General features: G+C 43.0%; 12 protein-coding genes. 6 read left to right on the top strand and 6 right to left on the bottom strand.

Translation table 11 applies throughout. From position 1 onward, the window contains the following. The first annotated feature begins 130 nt into the window (after positions 1 to 130). The 4 genes from lipA to AC504W_RS17660 all read left to right on the top strand — a co-directional run bounded on the left by lipA (position 131) and on the right by AC504W_RS17660 (position 4731). Positions 131 to 1045, top strand: coding sequence for a lipoyl synthase (lipA, locus tag AC504W_RS17675; RefSeq protein WP_494873567.1), 915 nt, complete (start codon positions 131 to 133; stop codon positions 1043 to 1045). 46 nt (positions 1046 to 1091) lie between these two features. Next, a complete protein-coding gene (locus AC504W_RS17670) occupies positions 1092 to 2015 on the top strand; it encodes an NAD(P)H-dependent glycerol-3-phosphate dehydrogenase (RefSeq protein WP_494878682.1) in 924 nt (307 codons plus the stop codon). A gap of 658 nt (positions 2016 to 2673) precedes the next feature. Further along, a complete protein-coding gene (gene sigC, locus AC504W_RS17665; protein WP_494873566.1) occupies positions 2674 to 3924 on the top strand; it encodes an RNA polymerase sigma factor SigC in 1251 nt (416 codons plus the stop codon). A gap of 351 nt (positions 3925 to 4275) precedes the next feature. Beyond that, entirely contained in the window at positions 4276 to 4731 is a 456-nt protein-coding gene (locus AC504W_RS17660) for a Fur family transcriptional regulator (protein WP_015115240.1), read from the top strand. Positions 4732 to 4902: 171 nt separating this feature from the next. Here the strand turns inward: AC504W_RS17660 and AC504W_RS17655 are convergent, their stop codons facing one another. Then, positions 4903 to 6051, bottom strand: coding sequence for a peptidoglycan-binding domain-containing protein (locus AC504W_RS17655; protein ID WP_494873565.1), 1149 nt, complete (start codon positions 6049 to 6051; stop codon positions 4903 to 4905). A gap of 17 nt (positions 6052 to 6068) precedes the next feature. Continuing rightward, positions 6069 to 9932, bottom strand: a complete 3864-nt coding sequence (gene cobN, locus AC504W_RS17650; protein ID WP_494873564.1) for a cobaltochelatase subunit CobN — start codon at positions 9930 to 9932, stop codon at positions 6069 to 6071. Between the two features lie 136 nt (positions 9933 to 10068). On the opposite strand from cobN, the gene AC504W_RS17645 reads away from it, so the two are divergent. Together AC504W_RS17645 and AC504W_RS17640 are read left to right on the top strand one after the other, a co-directional pair. Continuing rightward, entirely contained in the window at positions 10069 to 12057 is a 1989-nt protein-coding gene (locus tag AC504W_RS17645) for a GAF domain-containing sensor histidine kinase (RefSeq protein WP_494873563.1), read from the top strand. Positions 12058 to 12134: 77 nt separating this feature from the next. Continuing rightward, positions 12135 to 12827: an N-acetylmannosamine-6-phosphate 2-epimerase gene (locus AC504W_RS17640; protein WP_494873562.1), complete on the top strand. Its 693-nt coding sequence runs from the start codon at positions 12135 to 12137 to the stop codon at positions 12825 to 12827. A gap of 182 nt (positions 12828 to 13009) precedes the next feature. Here AC504W_RS17640 and AC504W_RS17635 read toward each other — a convergent pair whose 3' ends face one another. Genes AC504W_RS17635 through ssuD form a run of 4 tightly spaced genes read right to left on the bottom strand, consistent with a single transcriptional unit; the run spans position 13010 to position 16786 of the window. After that, entirely contained in the window at positions 13010 to 13957 is a 948-nt protein-coding gene (locus tag AC504W_RS17635) for a D-2-hydroxyacid dehydrogenase (RefSeq protein ID WP_494873561.1), read from the bottom strand. A 55-nt stretch (positions 13958 to 14012) separates the two neighbouring features. Continuing rightward, positions 14013 to 14786, bottom strand: a complete 774-nt coding sequence (locus tag AC504W_RS17630; protein ID WP_494873560.1) for an ATP-binding cassette domain-containing protein — start codon at positions 14784 to 14786, stop codon at positions 14013 to 14015. A 45-nt stretch (positions 14787 to 14831) separates the two neighbouring features. Then, positions 14832 to 15656 (bottom strand): aliphatic sulfonate ABC transporter permease SsuC, encoded by an 825-nt coding sequence (gene ssuC, locus AC504W_RS17625; RefSeq protein ID WP_494873559.1) that lies wholly within the window; start codon positions 15654 to 15656, stop codon positions 14832 to 14834. Further along, on the bottom strand, positions 15653 to 16786 hold the full coding sequence (ssuD, locus tag AC504W_RS17620) for an FMNH2-dependent alkanesulfonate monooxygenase (RefSeq protein ID WP_494879372.1): 1134 nt from the start codon (positions 16784 to 16786) through the stop codon (positions 15653 to 15655). Before ssuD ends, ssuC begins: the two co-directional genes overlap by 4 nt. Positions 16787 to 16889 lie beyond the last annotated feature (103 nt).

Genomic DNA, 16889 nt, shown 5'->3' with positions numbered 1-16889 from the left:
ACAGAGAAACTAGAAAATCAGCAGATATTGAACTGTATGAGGCAGAAAAACAAAATGAGCAATGACAACTATATATATAGATTGCTTGCTACGATTAGATTTGTATAACTTTCAGTGGTAAAAGTGGATTGTGACTGTTAACCAAAAGCCAGACTGGTTGCGAGTAAAAGCGCCTCAATGGGAGCGCGTCGGTAACGTTAAAGAAATTTTGCGGGATTTAGCACTCAATACGGTTTGTGAGGAAGCGTCCTGTCCGAATATTGGTGAGTGCTTCAATGCAGGTACTGCCACTTTTTTGATTATGGGGCCAGCTTGTACCCGTGCTTGCCCTTACTGTGATATTGATTTTGAGAAAAAGCCAAAACCTTTAGACCCCACAGAACCAGCTAGATTAGCAGAAGCAGTTCGCCGTATGAGGCTGAATCATGTCGTAATTACTTCTGTCAACCGAGATGATTTACCAGATGGCGGCGCTTATCAGTTTGTGGAGTGCATTAGTGCGGTGCGTAGTGTCTCACCTCACACCACAATTGAGGTATTAATTCCTGATTTGTGTGGTAACTGGAATGCTTTGGAAATAATTCTCCAAGCTAATCCAGAAGTACTCAACCATAATACAGAAACGGTTCCACGGCTTTATCGTCGGGTGCGTCCCCAAGGAAAATACGATCGCACTCTCGAATTATTGCAGCGATCGCGGCAAATTGCACCTTGGGCATACACTAAATCTGGCATCATGGTGGGCTTGGGCGAAACCGATAGCGAAATCCGCCAAGTCATGCAAGACTTACGCGCCGTCGATTGTGACATTTTGACAATTGGACAATATCTCCAACCCAGTCAAAAACATTTGCAAGTTGATGCGTTTGTTACCCCAGAACAATTTGCTGCTTGGCAAGTATTTGGTGAAGAACTAGGATTTTTACAAGTTGTTTCTTCTCCCTTAACCAGAAGTTCATATCATGCTGAACAAGTTCGAGAGTTAATGGAACGCTATCCCAGAAAAGTGCTGAGTGCTGATAAATCAGTTATCAGTCATCAGTAAACAGGGAGTAGACTTGATAACTGATAACTGAGAACTGTTGAAAGTGGTGCAAGAAACTACCATTGCAATTTTGGGTGCAGGTGCTTGGGGTGCAGCTTTAGCAAATCTAGCAGCAGCCAATGGTCATAAGGTGCGACTATGGTCGCGTCAAGGAACAGAAACGCTCCAAGCTGTTGTTCAAGATGCTCAAATCGTGCTATCTGCTATTTCCATGAAAGGGGTAAGAACTGTAGCCTCACAAGTACAATCTTGCCCCCTTTTACCAGAAACAATTTTTGTCACAGCAACCAAAGGGTTAGAACCACAAACCACTGCTACGCCGACGCAAATTTGGCAAGCCGCATTTCCTAATCATCCAGTGGTTGTTTTATCAGGCCCGAATTTATCAGCAGAAATTCAAAAATTATTACCAGCTGCAACCGTAGTAGCCAGCAACATCTCCACTGCGGCCGAAAAAGTGCAACTGGTATTTTCTTCACCGCGTTTCCGAGTTTATACCAATCCCGATCCCCTGGGTGTGGAATTAGGGGGAACACTGAAGAATGTGATGGCGATCGCAGCTGGTGTGTGTGATGGCTTACAATTGGGAACCAACGCCAAAGCTGCCTTAGTTACCCGTGGACTTACAGAAATGGTTCGCATCGGCAATTTTTTAGGTGCGAAAACGGAAACTTTTTATGGTTTGTCAGGTCTGGGAGATTTGTTAGCCACTTGCAATAGTCCTTTAAGTCGTAACTACCAAGTCGGCTATCAAATGGCTTGTGGTAAAACCCTGACAAATATTCTTGCTAATTTGCCAGGAACTGCCGAGGGAGTCAATACTTGCCAAGTTTTGATGCAATTAGCCCAGCAACAAAATATCTATATGCCCATCACTGAACAAGTTTATCGCTTACTTCAGAGTGAAGTTACGCCTCAACAAGCACTTGATGAACTCATGTTGCGGAACATCAAGCCAGAGTATCACTGATATTAGTCATTTGTCATAGGTCATTTGTCAATGGTTAAAAGCCAGAAGAAAGTCCCAACGAAACTTATTTAATAGCCCAGTATGAAATATTGGCTAGTATTTTTACTCAGTACGGGCTGAACGCCCCGCTACCGCTAGAAGTATGAAATTTCATACTTTATTGGCTTTTCTTTTTACCTCCACTTCTCAACAATCCTGAAACAGAAAATACTAAATCGTCAGGAAATTACTTTTAGAGCCATGTAGATATGACTAACCAGATGTTAAACATAACTTTACTCAAAGATGTTTATACCAGTTAGAAAAGTAACATTTATCACTTATTAAGTTGAAATACTGACTAGGTAGCTCAGAAATTAAAGCCTATCTGTAGATTTGAATAGCTATTGGTTCAATCAAATGTTCAGCTGCTGAAGGATTTCGGCATTTAATGTTGGAAACACTAGTGCAGTTTTTGAAAAAAAATTGTATTGGAATCCTCTACCGTGTTATTTCATCTTGAATCACGGGAACAATAGCAACAGTTGATTTTGATTAGCTGACCCTTCGGGTTCTATTTCCAGAACCCATTCGGGGAACGCAGTCGCCTAGATTGGGGAAACCCTTCTACAGCGCTGACTCACCGTAATCTATTGTTACCTGGAGCCATTGAGACGATATGCCAGCAACATCTTTTTACCCGGATGCCGCCTACAATTCCCAAAAGTCCCGCCAGGTTTTAGACCCAGATCTCACGGTTGACGACGGTGATTTGTCGGTCGAAGATCTCCAAGACTTGGAGATAGTTTCTGTTGACCCTGCTAGTTTTGGTGCAAATACTAACCGCCGCAGCACAGACCTGGTACGTCTATATCTTCAGGAAATTGGACGAGTCCGGTTGTTGGGGCGTGATGAAGAAGTTTCAGAAGCTCAAAAAGTTCAGCGCTACCTACGGATGCGGACAGTACTTGCTAATGCCGCCAAGCAAGGAGATGCTGTAGTTGCGCCCTATCTGCGATTAATTGAAGTTCAAGAACGTTTAGCATCTGAACTCGGCCACCGTCCATCTTTAGAAAGATGGGCTGCTACTGCTGGTGTGCAGTTGTCAGATCTCAAGCCAACTTTGTCAGAAGGCAAACGCCGTTGGGCTGAAATTGCCAAGATTACAGTAGAAGAATTGGAGCAAATTCAGTCTCAAGGACTGCAATCCAAAGAACACATGATCAAGGCGAACCTGCGTCTTGTGGTTTCTGTTGCGAAGAAATACCAAAATCGTGGTTTGGAATTATTGGATTTAGTTCAAGAAGGAACTCTTGGTTTAGAAAGAGCCGTAGAAAAATTTGATCCAACTAAAGGTTATCGCTTTAGTACTTACGCTTACTGGTGGATTCGTCAAGGGATTACAAGAGCGATCGCTACTTCTAGTCGCACAATTCGCCTCCCGGTTCATATTACAGAAAAATTAAACAAAATTAAAAAAGCGCAACGCAAAATTGCTCAAGAAAAAGGTCGGACTCCTACCTTAGAAGACTTGGCAATTGAATTAGAAATGACACCATCTCAAGTCAGAGAAGTGTTGCTCAGAGTTCCTCGTTCTGTTTCTTTAGAAACCAAAGTTGGTAAAGACAAAGATACAGAGTTAGGAGAATTGCTGGAAACCGATAGCGTGACTCCAGAAGAAATGTTAATGCGAGAATCTTTACAAAAAGACTTGCAAAATCTGTTGGCTGATTTAACTACCCGCGAACGAGATGTAATTCTGATGCGGTTTGGTTTAGCTGATGGTCATCCTTATTCTTTGGCCGAAATTGGCCGCGCCCTTGATTTATCACGGGAACGGGTACGCCAAATTGAATCAAAAGCTTTGCAAAAGCTCCGCCAACCCAAGCGCCGTAACCTGATCCGTGACTATTTAGAGTCTCTGAGTTAGTTAATAGTCAGTCAGTTAATAGTCAAGGGTCAATGGTCAATAGCAAACAAAATTCTAACTATAGATTGTTGACTTTGGACTTATTTTTCTGGAGAAAATTGCTTTGATCTCTTCGGCTAGAATCTTTCTCAAGCTTATAAATAATCTTTTGCAGCTAGAGAAACTGACCCTTTGTTTCCCTACTTCTCAAGGTAGTTTGAGGATGGCGATCGCTAATCTAGAATTGCCCTAAGAGTTTGGTTCACAATGTTTGAGCATTTAATAAATATTGTCAATAAGCTTTAGTTGTTGCAAATTGCTCACAACATTTGTTATATTCTCAACTAATAGGCTTTGTTGAGAAAAATTAGTATGACAGTCTACACAACTACTTCACTCAAAGCAGAATTAAATGAAAGAGGCTGGCGTTTAACACCCCAGCGCGAAGTAATTCTACACATTTTTCAAGAACTTCCGCAAGGTGAACACCTCAGTGCGGAGGATCTGTATCATCGCTTAGAAACCGATGGTGAAGGTATCAGTCTCTCAACCATCTATCGGACATTGAAGCTGATGGCACGGATGGGAATTTTACGGGAATTAGAATTAGGGGAAGGCCATAAACATTACGAAATTAATCAGCCGTACCCACACCATCACCATCATTTAATTTGTGTTCGGTGCAACAGCACCATTGAGTTTAAAAATGATTCGATTTTAAAAATTGGTGCAAAAACTGCTCAAAAAGAAGGATTTCATCTGCTTGACTGTCAAATGACAATTCATGCAGTATGCCCCAAGTGCCAACGGGCATTAATGCCACTGTAGCACTGGGGCAGGATAACCAAAGAATTTTGGATTTTAAATTTTGGATTTTGGATTGATCAATTAGCCAATCTAAGACTCAATGGGTGATAGACCAAGATAAATCTAAAATTGGCAGAGTTATCGGAGGGAAGTAACGGCTTGGGGATTCACATTGATAAATATAAGCGGATGTTAAAAGCGTCCGCTTCTAATATCACTGAGACTGACACCGTAAAATTCCTGAGCTTGCTTAATTGCTTTTTTTGTATCGTCGGCCATAACACCGTTAAGCTTCCCTTTATAAAAGCCCTTGTCTCGCAGTCGCCGTTGAATTTCTAAAACACTAAAGTCACTCTTAGGCGCATTGTTCACCTTGCTATATAGCCTAGCTCTGGTAGTGGGGCCAGCAATTCCACTGGCGGCTAAGTAATTATCTGTTTGAAAGCGACGTACCGCATCTGAGGTATAAGAACCAAAGTAGCCATTTGGCTCTCCCTGTAAATATCCGGCTTTAATTAATTGTTCTTGCACAATTCTGACAGCTTCACCGCGATCGCCCATACGAAGATTGTCTCGATCAGCTGCTCGTTTTGGCGGAGTATCTTCACCAAAACCTACACCTCTTCCTGGCAATTTGCTAAGAGTTGCAGGGCCAACAATCCCATCAACATTTAGCTTATAAGCATCTTGGAAACGCTTCACAGATTCTTCGGTAATTGGGCCAAATATCCCTGTAGAATTCCCGTAGTAATAACCTGCTACCCGCAAGCGTTCTTGCAGAACCCTCACTTCTTCCCCTTCATCACCTTTCATCAGGTATTGAGAATTACTGCGCTTGGTGGCTTGGGTTGTGGTTTTTTGGACTGGTGTACTAGCAGCCGCAACTTTAGTTGTTTGAGATGTCCGCACAACTGTTGGTTTTTTTGCTTGGCTATTTGCTGATGATTTACGCCAGTTATCTAATTTTTGGAGTGTGGTGGCTCCCATCACCCCATCAATTGGTAAACCCGCAGCTTTTTGGAAGCGTCTGACAGCTTCTTCGGTGGGAAAATCGTAAACTTGGGTGATTTGTGCTTGATAAAAGCCTGCTTGTTGCAACTTTTGTTGCAGATTTCTGACAGAAGGGCCTTGATCTCCTCGTTCTAGAGCCAAGACACTATTGACACTACTGAGAATAGACAAGGTCAGCGCCAGAGGTAACATATACTTCCAAGCCTTACCAGAAAGTTTCCTCCAGTCTGGTGCTGAGGCTTTGTCTAACAAATCACTCAGCAACACCAATTCACTGGATTCACAGTCTTCATAGGCAAATGCTAGGTGCAAATATGCAAGGTTGTCCATAGTTCATTCCTACACCATTAATATTGATCTGGGATGTATTTTTCTTCGATGGCTGCTTCAGCTTGATGTACTAAATTTCTTAAATTTTCTAGTGTCAGTATATCTACATCCTCCCATAAACTGCGCTTGTGTGCTTCAAGTAATCGTTCAGCAATATCACGCAACGCATGAGGATTATTGTACTGAATAAATTCTGAAATGGTTGTATCAAATAAATAAGACTCTGCTATACCTTGATACATATAGTCTTCTACGCATTTAGTTGTGGCATCGTAGGCAAATAAAAAATCAACGGTTGCTGACATTTCAAAGGCACCTTTATAACCGTGGCGCATAACTCCGGCAATCCACTTAGGATTAATCACGCGAGAACGATACACCCGCGCAATTTCTTCTTTGAGTTGGCGAATGCGTGGATTAGTGGGAATAGAATTATCACCAAAATAAATTTGCGGATTCTTACCTTGCAGAGAACGGGCGGCAACTGTTAAACCACCTTGAAATTGATAATAATCATCAGAATCAAGTAAGTCGTGTTCGCGGTTGTCTTGGTTGTGCAGGACAATTTGCATTTGTTGTAAACGTTGTTGAAATGCTTCTGGTGCAGCAATTCCGGTGAGTTTGCCTTTGTCTTGGGTAGAAGTAATGCTGGTGTAGGCGTAACAACTCCAGTTGATATAGGCGCGGGCTAAATCTTGGTCATCAGTCCAATTTTGCGATTCAATTAAACCTTGAATTCCTGCGCCGTAAGCCCCTGGTTGGGAGCCAAAAATGCGATATTGCGATCGCACTGTTGCCTCTTGTTCTGTTAAACCTTGTGTTACCCAATACTCTGTATCTTGCTGAACTTGCACCGCTAAGGGGTTTTCTGTTGGAGATTCATCTAAGGCGGCGACTGCTATAACTGCTTGCTCAAATAAATCAATTAAGTTAGGGAAAGCATCGCGGAAAAATCCAGAAATTCTTAAGGTGACATCCACACGGGGACGACCCAAAATTGACAACGGCAAAATTTCAAAATCTACAACTCGCCGCGCTGCACCATCCCACACAGGGCGCACACCCAGCAATGCCAAAGCTTCGGCAATGTCATCACCGCCAGTCCGCATAGTAGCTGTACCCCACAAAGATAATCCCAGTGTTTTGGGATACTCTCCATGCTCTTGGGTATAGGCTTCGATTAAGTTCTCAGCTGCTTTTCTGCCAACATCCCAGGCTGTTTCTGTGGGTAAGGCGCGAATATCTACTGAGTAAAAGTTTTTGCCTGTGGGGAGAACTTCTGGTCTGCCGCGTGTGGGTGCGCCGGAAGCACCACTGGGGACGTATCCGCCATCAAGTCCGTGGAGTAAGTTGGTAAGTTCGGCGGGGGTTTGTTGGAGGGCGGGGAGGAGTTTTGAGTTGATCCAGTCTAGGGTTGTAGAGAGGGGGGAAGGGGGGAGAGTGGGGAGTTGTTCTACTAGTTCGGCGGCTTGTTCTTCTAGGAGTTCTACTACATCGCCGATGGTGCGACAGGAGTTAAGTTTCACGCAGAGGCGCGGAGGCGCGGAGTGAGAGTTTGGGAGGATGAATAAGGAGCTAAATTCGTCTGTTAGGGGATCTATGTCTAATCCCCAGGCTTGGGACAGGGCGCGGGTGATGCCGATGGAATGGCGGTTGGGGATACGGGCGATCGCAACTATTAAGTCTCGCAGTTGTCTACCTTGGGGACATTGCCCAAAAATATGCAAGCCGTCGCGGATTTGGGCTTCTTTGAGTTCGCATAGATAACCATCAAGTGAAGGCAAAAGTGAAAAGTCAAAAGGCAAAAGTGAAGGGTCTTGTGATGAAGTATTTTCTACTTTGGTATTGAGTCCTAAGTCGAGGTGGAGGTTTTCTTTGATGACTAGTTCGCGGATGCGATCACGGATTGCGGGTAATCTTGAAGGGTCTAAACTTTCGGCTTCGTAAAATTCATCAATTAAGTTTTCTAATTGTTGCAAAGCCCCATACAGTTCTGCACGAGTCATTGGTGGTGTGAGGTGGTCGATAATCACCGCTTGGGCGCGGCGTTTGGCTTGGGAACCCTCACCCGGATCGTTGACGATAAACGGGTACAGGTGGGGCATTGCACCAAAAGCAACTTCGGGATAGCAATTGCTGGATAAAGCCAAACTTTTCCCTGGTAGCCATTCCAGGTTGCCATGTTTGCCGACGTGTACCACTGCATCAGCCCCAAAACATTCTCTGACCCAGTAATAAAAAGCTAAATACGCATGGGTTGGTTCTAAATCTGGGGCGTGATAATTCAAACTAGGGTCAAGGTCATAACCCCGCGCTGGCTGAATACCTATGAAAATATTGCCGAGTTGGATTCCAGGAATGGGGAATGCTTCTTGACTCCCGACTCCCCACCGTTCATTAATACTTTGCTTGATTGTTTCTGGTAATGAGGCGAAATATTTCTGATATGCTTCACTTGAAAGACTTTGCCGAACTGGTCGTAACTCTCTGGCTTCGGGGTCATTGGTGACACCATCTGTCAGAAGTTGGATTAATTCTTTACCATCTGTTGGTAAGTTATCTAATTCATAACCAGCAATTTGTAAGGCTTTGAGGATTTCTACACAACTAGCTGGTGTATCTAAACCAACACCATTGGCGAGGCGACCGTCGCGGTTGGGATAATTAGCCAAAATTAGAGCAATGCGGCGTTTTTGGGGTGGTTTAGTTCTGAGGCGTACCCAATTAGCGGACAGTTGAGCGACAAAATCAATGCGATCGCTCACTGGTTCATAAACGACTACATCCGTTTCTAGATCAGAGTTACGTGTTTGCAAAGCTTTGAAGGACACTGCACGGCTGATAATCCTGCCATCTACCTCTGGTAGTGCCACATTCATAGCAATATCACGGGGTGATAACCCTTGAGACAGTGACTCCCACTGTTCAACGGAACCACCACTCAGGATTACTTGCAACACTGGCACATCTAAGTTTTGCCACAGTTCTGTTTCGGGTGCTTCTGTATCTAAACGCGCTAAGGAAAAACTGGTGGTATTTAACAGGATGGCGATTTGTTCTGTATCTTTGGGCTGGAAAAATTCGCTTAATTCATCTTGAACACTGGGGTCACGTAGCGAAGAAACAAAAACTGGGATTGGTTGTAAGTTTTTCTGAGCTAAGGCTGCACATAAAGCGTCAATCACCTTAGTATTTCCTGATAGATAATGAGCGCGGTAGAACAAAATGCCTACTTTAGGGAGCGAGAGATAGGATGGGGGGCAGGGAGCAGGGGGCAGAGGGGAAAATTCATCTCCCTTACTCCCAGCTTCTTTTCCTCCCTGCCTCATCTCTCCCCATTCATACAACCCAACACGAGGAACAATTTGCGGTGGTAAGGAATTAAAGGATGTCTCTAAGCAACTATCAGCAATAAATTTCAACGCATTCACAAAATTATTAACACCACCTTCGCTGAAGTATTGCCATACTTGGTTCACAATATCGACAGAAACAGTAGATTGAGAGACTAATTCCGGGTCAAGCGCGTCATCTCCTGGCATTACAATTAAGGTGGTACCGTTACGTTGTACAATTTCCTGCACCACTTCTAAACCATAGGCCCAGTATGCACGTCCGCCTAAAAGACGTAAAATAATTACCTCAGCAAGTTCCAAAACTTGCTCGCTATAAGCATCAATACTGATTTGTTGTTGTAACTGCAATAAGTTAGCGACTCTTAATGCAGGAAAATTTGTCGGTAATTTGGTAACTGCTGCTGCCAAAGTTTGAATGTCAGTATCCGCAGCCGTAATAAACACAAACGGCGCTGGAGTTTGTTCTACAAAAATTAAACCTTCTGACTGATTCCACCCGACTGATTTAGCATTTATCCGGTGCATAATCCCGCCTTACCGTCTTAAACTGTTGGTTATAACCCGATTCAAAAACATTCCACCCTAGCACAACCAGTTGCTCAAAGAGAGGTCATCTCTCCAAGTCACTGGCTCCTCATCCCCTTTTACCTGACCTTTGAAAATGCTTAGTTCACCTGATTTGAGCTTTTCTCAAAATTTGCCTTTAGTTGTATTTAATCAGCTTGGGGAATTGTTACAGCAAATGGCTCAATCTGTGGAAAATTCTGTGCTAGTGCTGACAGAAGCTGTACTGGCAAGGATTATCATATCTGAAGAATGGCAAGGTCAAAGATTCACATTGGTGGTTTCTGATCAGTTTAGTGCGCTTTTGTTAGGAACCTGTGAGCAAGGGAGCAGGGAAGCAGGAGAGGCAGAGGAGCCGGGAAGCAGGGGAGCAGGGGGAGAATTTATAACTCAGCATTCACAACTCTCTACTTCCTACGCCCCAATCAGCACTAGCTTGACTTTTAGTTCAGAAGCGATCGCCTCCTTTGTTGGCAAATTGAAGGATTTGTTTGCAAGTGATTCTGATACGCGTCACAATCTGGAATTCTACAGTCAAATTCTCCGCCCTAATGATGCTACGCTTCAAAGTCAATTCACGCTATTGTTATTAGAATATCTGCTGCCACACAAGAATCAGGCAGTAACAGAAGCTTTAAGCGCAAATCAGGGCGAAAATTTCTGTCAAGCAATTGAAATTGCTTTGCAAAAACAAATTTCTCAAGAAAGATTATTAAATCAAGTTACAACTCAGATCCGCAAAAGTTTAGATTTGCCAGTCATTATGGCAACAGCGATCGCCCAAGTACGTGATTTTTTGAAATTAGACAGGTTAGTAATATATAAATTTGAAGGGCCAAGGGTCAATACCCAAAACTTAACGCTTAATCAGCAAAATCATTCTCAACCCTCTATACAAGACTGGTACAAGTATGGGGGTTGTATAGTTTATGAAGCTAAGGCGACAGATGCGATTTCTTCGGTGTTAGATTATTCAGAAACAAATTGCTTTACACGCAATTCTGCTTGTTGGGATAAGTATCGCCAAGGTTTTACCTTAGTGGTTGAAGATGTGGAAAAAACTTATGCTCTGGAAGAGTGTTTGTTAAATTTTCTTCGTGCTAATCGTGTCAGGGCAAAGTTAGCAGCCCCAATTATGTTTGAGGAAAAACTTTGGGGGTTGTTAATTGCTCATCAATGTGAAAGTCCTCGCCAGTGGAATGAAAACGAACGAAATTTATTGACTTCCATTGCAGAACAATTGGCGATCGCCATTCATCAATCTGAGTTAATGCGATCGCTCACTCAAGAAAAACAAACTCTCGAACAACGGGTGCTAGAACGCACAATGGCTTTACGTGATGCTTTGTTAGCAGCTGAAGCCGCTAGTCGTTTACGCAATGAATTTCTCGCCACCATTAGCCATGAATTACTTACGCCGTTAACTTATGTTATTGGGATGTCTTCTACGTTGTTGCGCTGGCCTATCGGTGAGTTGAGCCAACGACAGCGAGATTATCTGCAAACCATCCACGACAGTGGCGAACATTTATTAGAAATGATTAATGACATCCTGGATTTATCACAAATCGAGGCTGGCAAAACAGCTTTAAATATTAATGAATTTTCTTTAGCACAAATGGCAGAAAATGCTGTTGCAATCTTAAGAGATAAGGCCACTAACGAACAAGTTAATCTTAAACTGGATTTACAAATTGATCCAAGGCGCGATCGCTTTAGTGCTGATGCTGAACGCATAGAACAGATTCTCTGGAATTTGTTAACTAATGCCATTAAATTTACACCTGAAGATGGCAGTGTGACTTTGAGAATTTGGGTAGAAGATCATACTGCTGTTTTTCAAGTTGAAGATACGGGAATTGGCATTGCTGAAGAGCAATTACCATTAATGTTTGAGAAATTTCAGCAGCTTGATACACCCTATCGTCGCCGTTATGAAGGTACTGGACTTGGTTTGGCATTAACTAAACAACTTGTAGAACTGCATCGTGGTCGAATTGAAGTAGAATCCACAGTGGGTATCGGCTCTATTTTTACTGTTTGGATACCTACTCAGTCAGCAAAAGTGCTAAGTGCTGAGTCCTAATTTATTAGTGCTGTTGGCGGTAGCGGGGCGTTCAGCCCGTGCTGAGAGAACAAGTTTTGACTATTGACTATTAACCAATGACAAATGAAAACTCATTTACAACCCTAAAACAAGGACTAATTGTATCTTGCCAAGCGCCTGTTGATTCACCTCTGCATGAACCAAAAATTATAGCTGCAATGGCACAGGCTGCTGTTAATAATGGGGCTGTTGGTGTCCGCATCGATACACCAATTCATATCAATGCTGTCAGAGAGGGCGTGAAAGTTCCGATTATTGGTTTATGGAAGCAAATAATCCCTAAGTATGATGTATACATTACACCTCAGTTTGATCATGCTGCTGCTGTTGCTCAAGCTGGAGCCGATATAATTGCGATCGATGCGACGACAAGGCATCGTCCTGGTGGTGAGACAGTAGTAGATATAATTACCCGCATTCATCAGGAATTAGGCAAACCAGTTATTGCTGATGTGGATACAATTGAGTCAGCTAAAGCCGCCGCCGCCGCAGGTGCAGATATTGTGGCAACAACTCTTTATGGCTATACTCCCAAAACTAATAATGATTCTCCGCCTTGTTGGGAACTGCTGACACAAATGCTAGAGGAGTTAAAGATTCCGGTGATTTGTGAAGGCGGAATTTCTTCACCGCAAATGGCACGTCACGCTTTAAATTTAGGTGCTTACGCTGTTGTAGTTGGCACTGCAATCACTGGTATTGATTTGCAAGTGAAGAATTATCAACGAGTTATGCAGCACGGCAGATAATGTTGAATGCTATTTTACGGAATTCCTGATACAAATTTTCTTTGCCTGCTCTTACGCCTCTAGGGCAGGTTTATTTCCCAAAATTAAGCTGATGTGATTTTGATGATTGTCTGCTAATTGCAACATCTCGTTTAATTTTAGATTTGGGAATGGGGATTACTCGCCATCCCCATTCTGTAATTTCAATATCCTGCTTGCTTGTCTACCACATTGCGTAAAGGCTGACCAGTTTGGTAGCGGTGGAAGTTATCAAGAAACAGTTCCACTGAACGCTGTTGAACTTTTGGAGAATGACCAGAACAGTGAGGGGTAATGAAAAGATTTGGAACCGACCACAAAGGACTGTCTGATGGTAGAGGTTCGGTCACTACTGTATCTAAAGCAGCCCCAGCAATCCAACCTTCGGTGAGTGCTTTGATTAATGCTGGTTCGTTAACTACAGCACCACGAGCAATATTAATTAAATAAGCATGAGGCGGTAGCGATCGCAATACTTCCTCATTGATTAAATTTTGAGTTTCGGCGGTGAGTGGTGTCGCAACTACGACATAATCTGCTTCCGGGAGGTGCGATCGCCATTCATCTACACCCACCACTTTGTCAAAATTTTCTAGTTCTTGGGGATGACGGCGAGTACCAATAATTTTCATCCCAAAAGCTTTAGCGCGGGAGGCGATCGCTTGACCAATCCCGCCCGCGCCAATAATTAACAAAGTAGCATCCGTCAATTCTTGAATCGGAAAACCTCTTTTCCACTGGTGTTCAGCTTGCAAAGCTTGCAAATCTGCCAGATTCTTAGCATGGGCAAGTATATAAGTTAAGACAAATTCGGCAATGGGAATCGCATGAACTCCTGCACCATTGGTGAGGATGAGGTCGCGTTCTAAATAAGTCGGAGTCAAAATATGATTTACCCCTGCATTCGGCGCATGATGCCAACGTAATGCGGGTGCTGCTGCTAATACACGATGCAAAACTGGGCTTTTCAGAAAAAACCAACTTAAATAAATCTCGGCCTCAGTCGCATCATGATCAAGATTGCCATCACTATCAACCAGTACAACTTTGATATCTGATGGTAGATGTGGCTCAATTTCGGCAGCGATTTCGATAGGCAAAATGATCTTCATCTTAAGTTACCGAATTACAGGGTTATTTTCGTTTGGGCTTCAATTTCTTTGAAACTTAATAACTACCTAACTGCAATAACTGTTTATACGCATAGCTACCTTCCCGATTCATTACTTGGTCAAGAATCGTTTCTCTGATGCTAACAAATGCTTCATTACCCCTATCTCTGGGGCGTGGAAGATTGACAGGTAAATCTAAAGCAATTCTGCCATCTTCAATCACAATCACGCGGTCAGCTAATGCTACCGCTTCTTCGACATCGTGAGTGACTAAAAAAGCTGTAAACTGCTGCTCTTGCCACAATTTTTCAATCAATCGCTGCATATCAATCCGAGTCAGCGCATCCAAGGCTCCTAAAGGCTCGTCTAATAACAATAAGCGGGGTTGACTGACTAATGCTCTAGCTAAAGATACTCTCTGTCTTTGTCCACCAGAGAGTACAGATGGCCATTCTTCGCCTCTATCTTGTAATCCCACTTGTTCTAGCGCCCACTGCGCCTTTTCACGCCAACCATCTTGTAATCCTAGCCCTACATTTTGAATGACGCGCTTCCATTCCAGCAATCGTGGGTCTTGGAACATAACTCTGACGGAACTACTCAGTTTCCGCAATGGTTCGCCATCTAACAGAATCCCGCCAGCACTTGCTTTTTCTAACCCTGACACAAGGCGTAATAAGGTACTTTTACCGCAACCACTACGCCCGACAATAGCAACAAATTCTCCTGGTGATACTTCTAAATTAATAGAATTTAAAACAGTTTTTTTGCCAAAAGCTTTTGTCAGATCCAAAATACTTAGTTGTGTTCCTTGTGGTTGATAACTCATAATATCTCCTGACTACATTGTTATTTTGTGTTAGCTTGATTCTGCCTAAGAATTTTGATAATTAGGATGCCAAGCTAACCATTTTCTTTCTAAGAATCTAGCAGTAGCATCTGCTAATTTACCCAGTAGGGCATAAATAAAAATACTCAAAACTACGACATCAGTTTGCATAAATTCACGGGCATTCATCGCCATATAACCTAAGCCAGAATCAGCGGCAATTGTTTCGGCAACAATTAATGTCAACCACATAATTCCTAAAGAAAAGCGGACACCCACAAGAATTGAAGATAATGCCCCTGGTAAAATAATTTGCCACAAAAGTTGTACTGGTTTTAATCCATAGACTCGTCCCATTTCTATCAAGCCTGGGTCAACGCTGCGGATGCCATGAAATGTATTTAGATAAAGAGGGAAAAACACCCCCATAGATACAAGAAATAATCTAGCTTGGTCACCAATGCCAAACCATAAAATTACTAGGGGAATTAATGCCAAATTGGGAATTGTCCGCAGCATTTGCAGTGAACTATCTAATAGTTTTTCTGCTAGGGGAAAAATCCCATTAAGTAATCCCAAACTAAAACCAATACTGCCACCAACTAAAAAACCAGAAATGGCACGTCCAGCACTAATGCCTATATGCTGAAATAATTCTCCGGTTGCAGCTAATTTAAATGCTGTAATTACTACACCGCTTGGTGCAGGTAAAATGCGATTAGAAAGTAAACCAGTTCTTGATGACAATTCCCAAAGCACTACTACTAAAATTGGGACAATCCAAGGGACTATTTTTTGGATTTGCTGATTTTGGAGTAATTCATTGAGCGAGATGCTGAGATTTTTGGTGTTTTTTAAGGTAATAGTCATGAGGCACTCGTTAATTGTTTAGCAAATTTTTCACTGGCAATAGAAGTCAATATTGGTTGTGTGTTTAGTGTTGGTTCACTCTGCAAAGGCAAGTGAGGGAATAATAATTCGGCAGTACGATAAGCTTCTTCTAGGTGGGGATAGCCAGAGAAGATGAAGGTTTCTATACCCAGTTGTTGATACTCCAACATTCTGGCGGCAACAGTATCGGGATCGCCCACTAAAGCTGTACCAGCACCACCACGCACTAAGCCAATCCCAGCCCAGAGATTGGGGCTAATTTCTAAGGTTTCCCGACTGCCATTGTGTAGCTGTGTCATACGTTGCTGCCCTTCGGAGTCGGAACTAGCAAAGGCTTTTTGGGCTTGAGCGATCGCATCTTCATCGATATATTTGATCAACTCGTTGGCTGCATCCCAAGCGGCAGACTGAGTTTCCCTCACAATTACATGCAGGCGAATACCAAAACGCACTGTTCTACCTTGTGCGGCTGCTAGTTGTTTAACTTCAGCAATTTTTTGGGCTACTTGTTCAGGCGGTTCTCCCCACGTTAAGTAAGTATCTATATGTTTGGCTGCAACTCGCTTTGCCGCTGCTGATGAACCGCCAAACCACAGCGGTGGATAGGGTTTTTGGACGGGCGGAAATAACAGTTTACCGCCTTGAATATCGAGATATTTACCTTGAAAATCAACTGCCTCGCCACTAATGATTCCCCGCCAAACTGTGAGGAATTCATCAGTTAAGTCGTAGCGATCGTCATGGCTCAAATGTAAGCCATCTCCTGCTAATTGCTTTGGTTCTCCACCAGTGACGACATTAATTAACAATCGCCCATGTGACATTCGATCAAATGTTGCGGTCATGCGGGCAACAAAGGTGGGCGAACTAATGCCGGGACGAATTGCTACTAGGAATTTCATCCGCTTGGTGACAGATATTAATGAGGCCGCAGTTATCCAAGCGTCTTCGCAAAAAGGCCCTGTGGGTAACAATGCCCCCGTATAACCCAAGTTATCTACAGCTTGGGCAATTTGCTGTAAATATTCTGGAGTCGCATCACGTCCTCCAAGTTGTGTTCCTAAATAATGTCCGTCACGCGCCGTGGGAATAAACCAAAGAATTTGCATTATTGTTATTAAGACTACATAAAACTACTGTAAATCGGTAGAGTTACCGTATTTTATAGTCATGATTTTACAGGAAATTATGGAAAAAGCAAGTCCCAATTTG

Source organism: Nostoc sp. C96 (genome assembly GCF_059384975.1).
Note: the sequence above shows the minus strand (reverse complement) of the source record. Positions and strands in the feature narration are given on the sequence as shown.

Coding starts and splice junctions, on each gene's coding strand:
- sigC (WP_494873566.1), top strand. CDS start 2,674: ATGCCAGCAACATCTTTTTACCCGGATGCCGCCTACAATTCCCAAAAG.
- AC504W_RS17660 (WP_015115240.1), top strand. CDS start 4,276: ATGACAGTCTACACAACTACTTCACTCAAAGCAGAATTAAATGAAAGA.
- AC504W_RS17655 (WP_494873565.1), bottom strand. CDS start 6,051: ATGGACAACCTTGCATATTTGCACCTAGCATTTGCCTATGAAGACTGT.
- cobN (WP_494873564.1), bottom strand. CDS start 9,932: ATGCACCGGATAAATGCTAAATCAGTCGGGTGGAATCAGTCAGAAGGT.
- AC504W_RS17645 (WP_494873563.1), top strand. CDS start 10,069: ATGCTTAGTTCACCTGATTTGAGCTTTTCTCAAAATTTGCCTTTAGTT.
- AC504W_RS17640 (WP_494873562.1), top strand. CDS start 12,135: ATGACAAATGAAAACTCATTTACAACCCTAAAACAAGGACTAATTGTA.
- AC504W_RS17635 (WP_494873561.1), bottom strand. CDS start 13,957: ATGAAGATCATTTTGCCTATCGAAATCGCTGCCGAAATTGAGCCACAT.
- AC504W_RS17630 (WP_494873560.1), bottom strand. CDS start 14,786: ATGAGTTATCAACCACAAGGAACACAACTAAGTATTTTGGATCTGACA.
- ssuC (WP_494873559.1), bottom strand. CDS start 15,656: ATGACTATTACCTTAAAAAACACCAAAAATCTCAGCATCTCGCTCAAT.
- ssuD (WP_494879372.1), bottom strand. CDS start 16,786: ATGCAAATTCTTTGGTTTATTCCCACGGCGCGTGACGGACATTATTTA.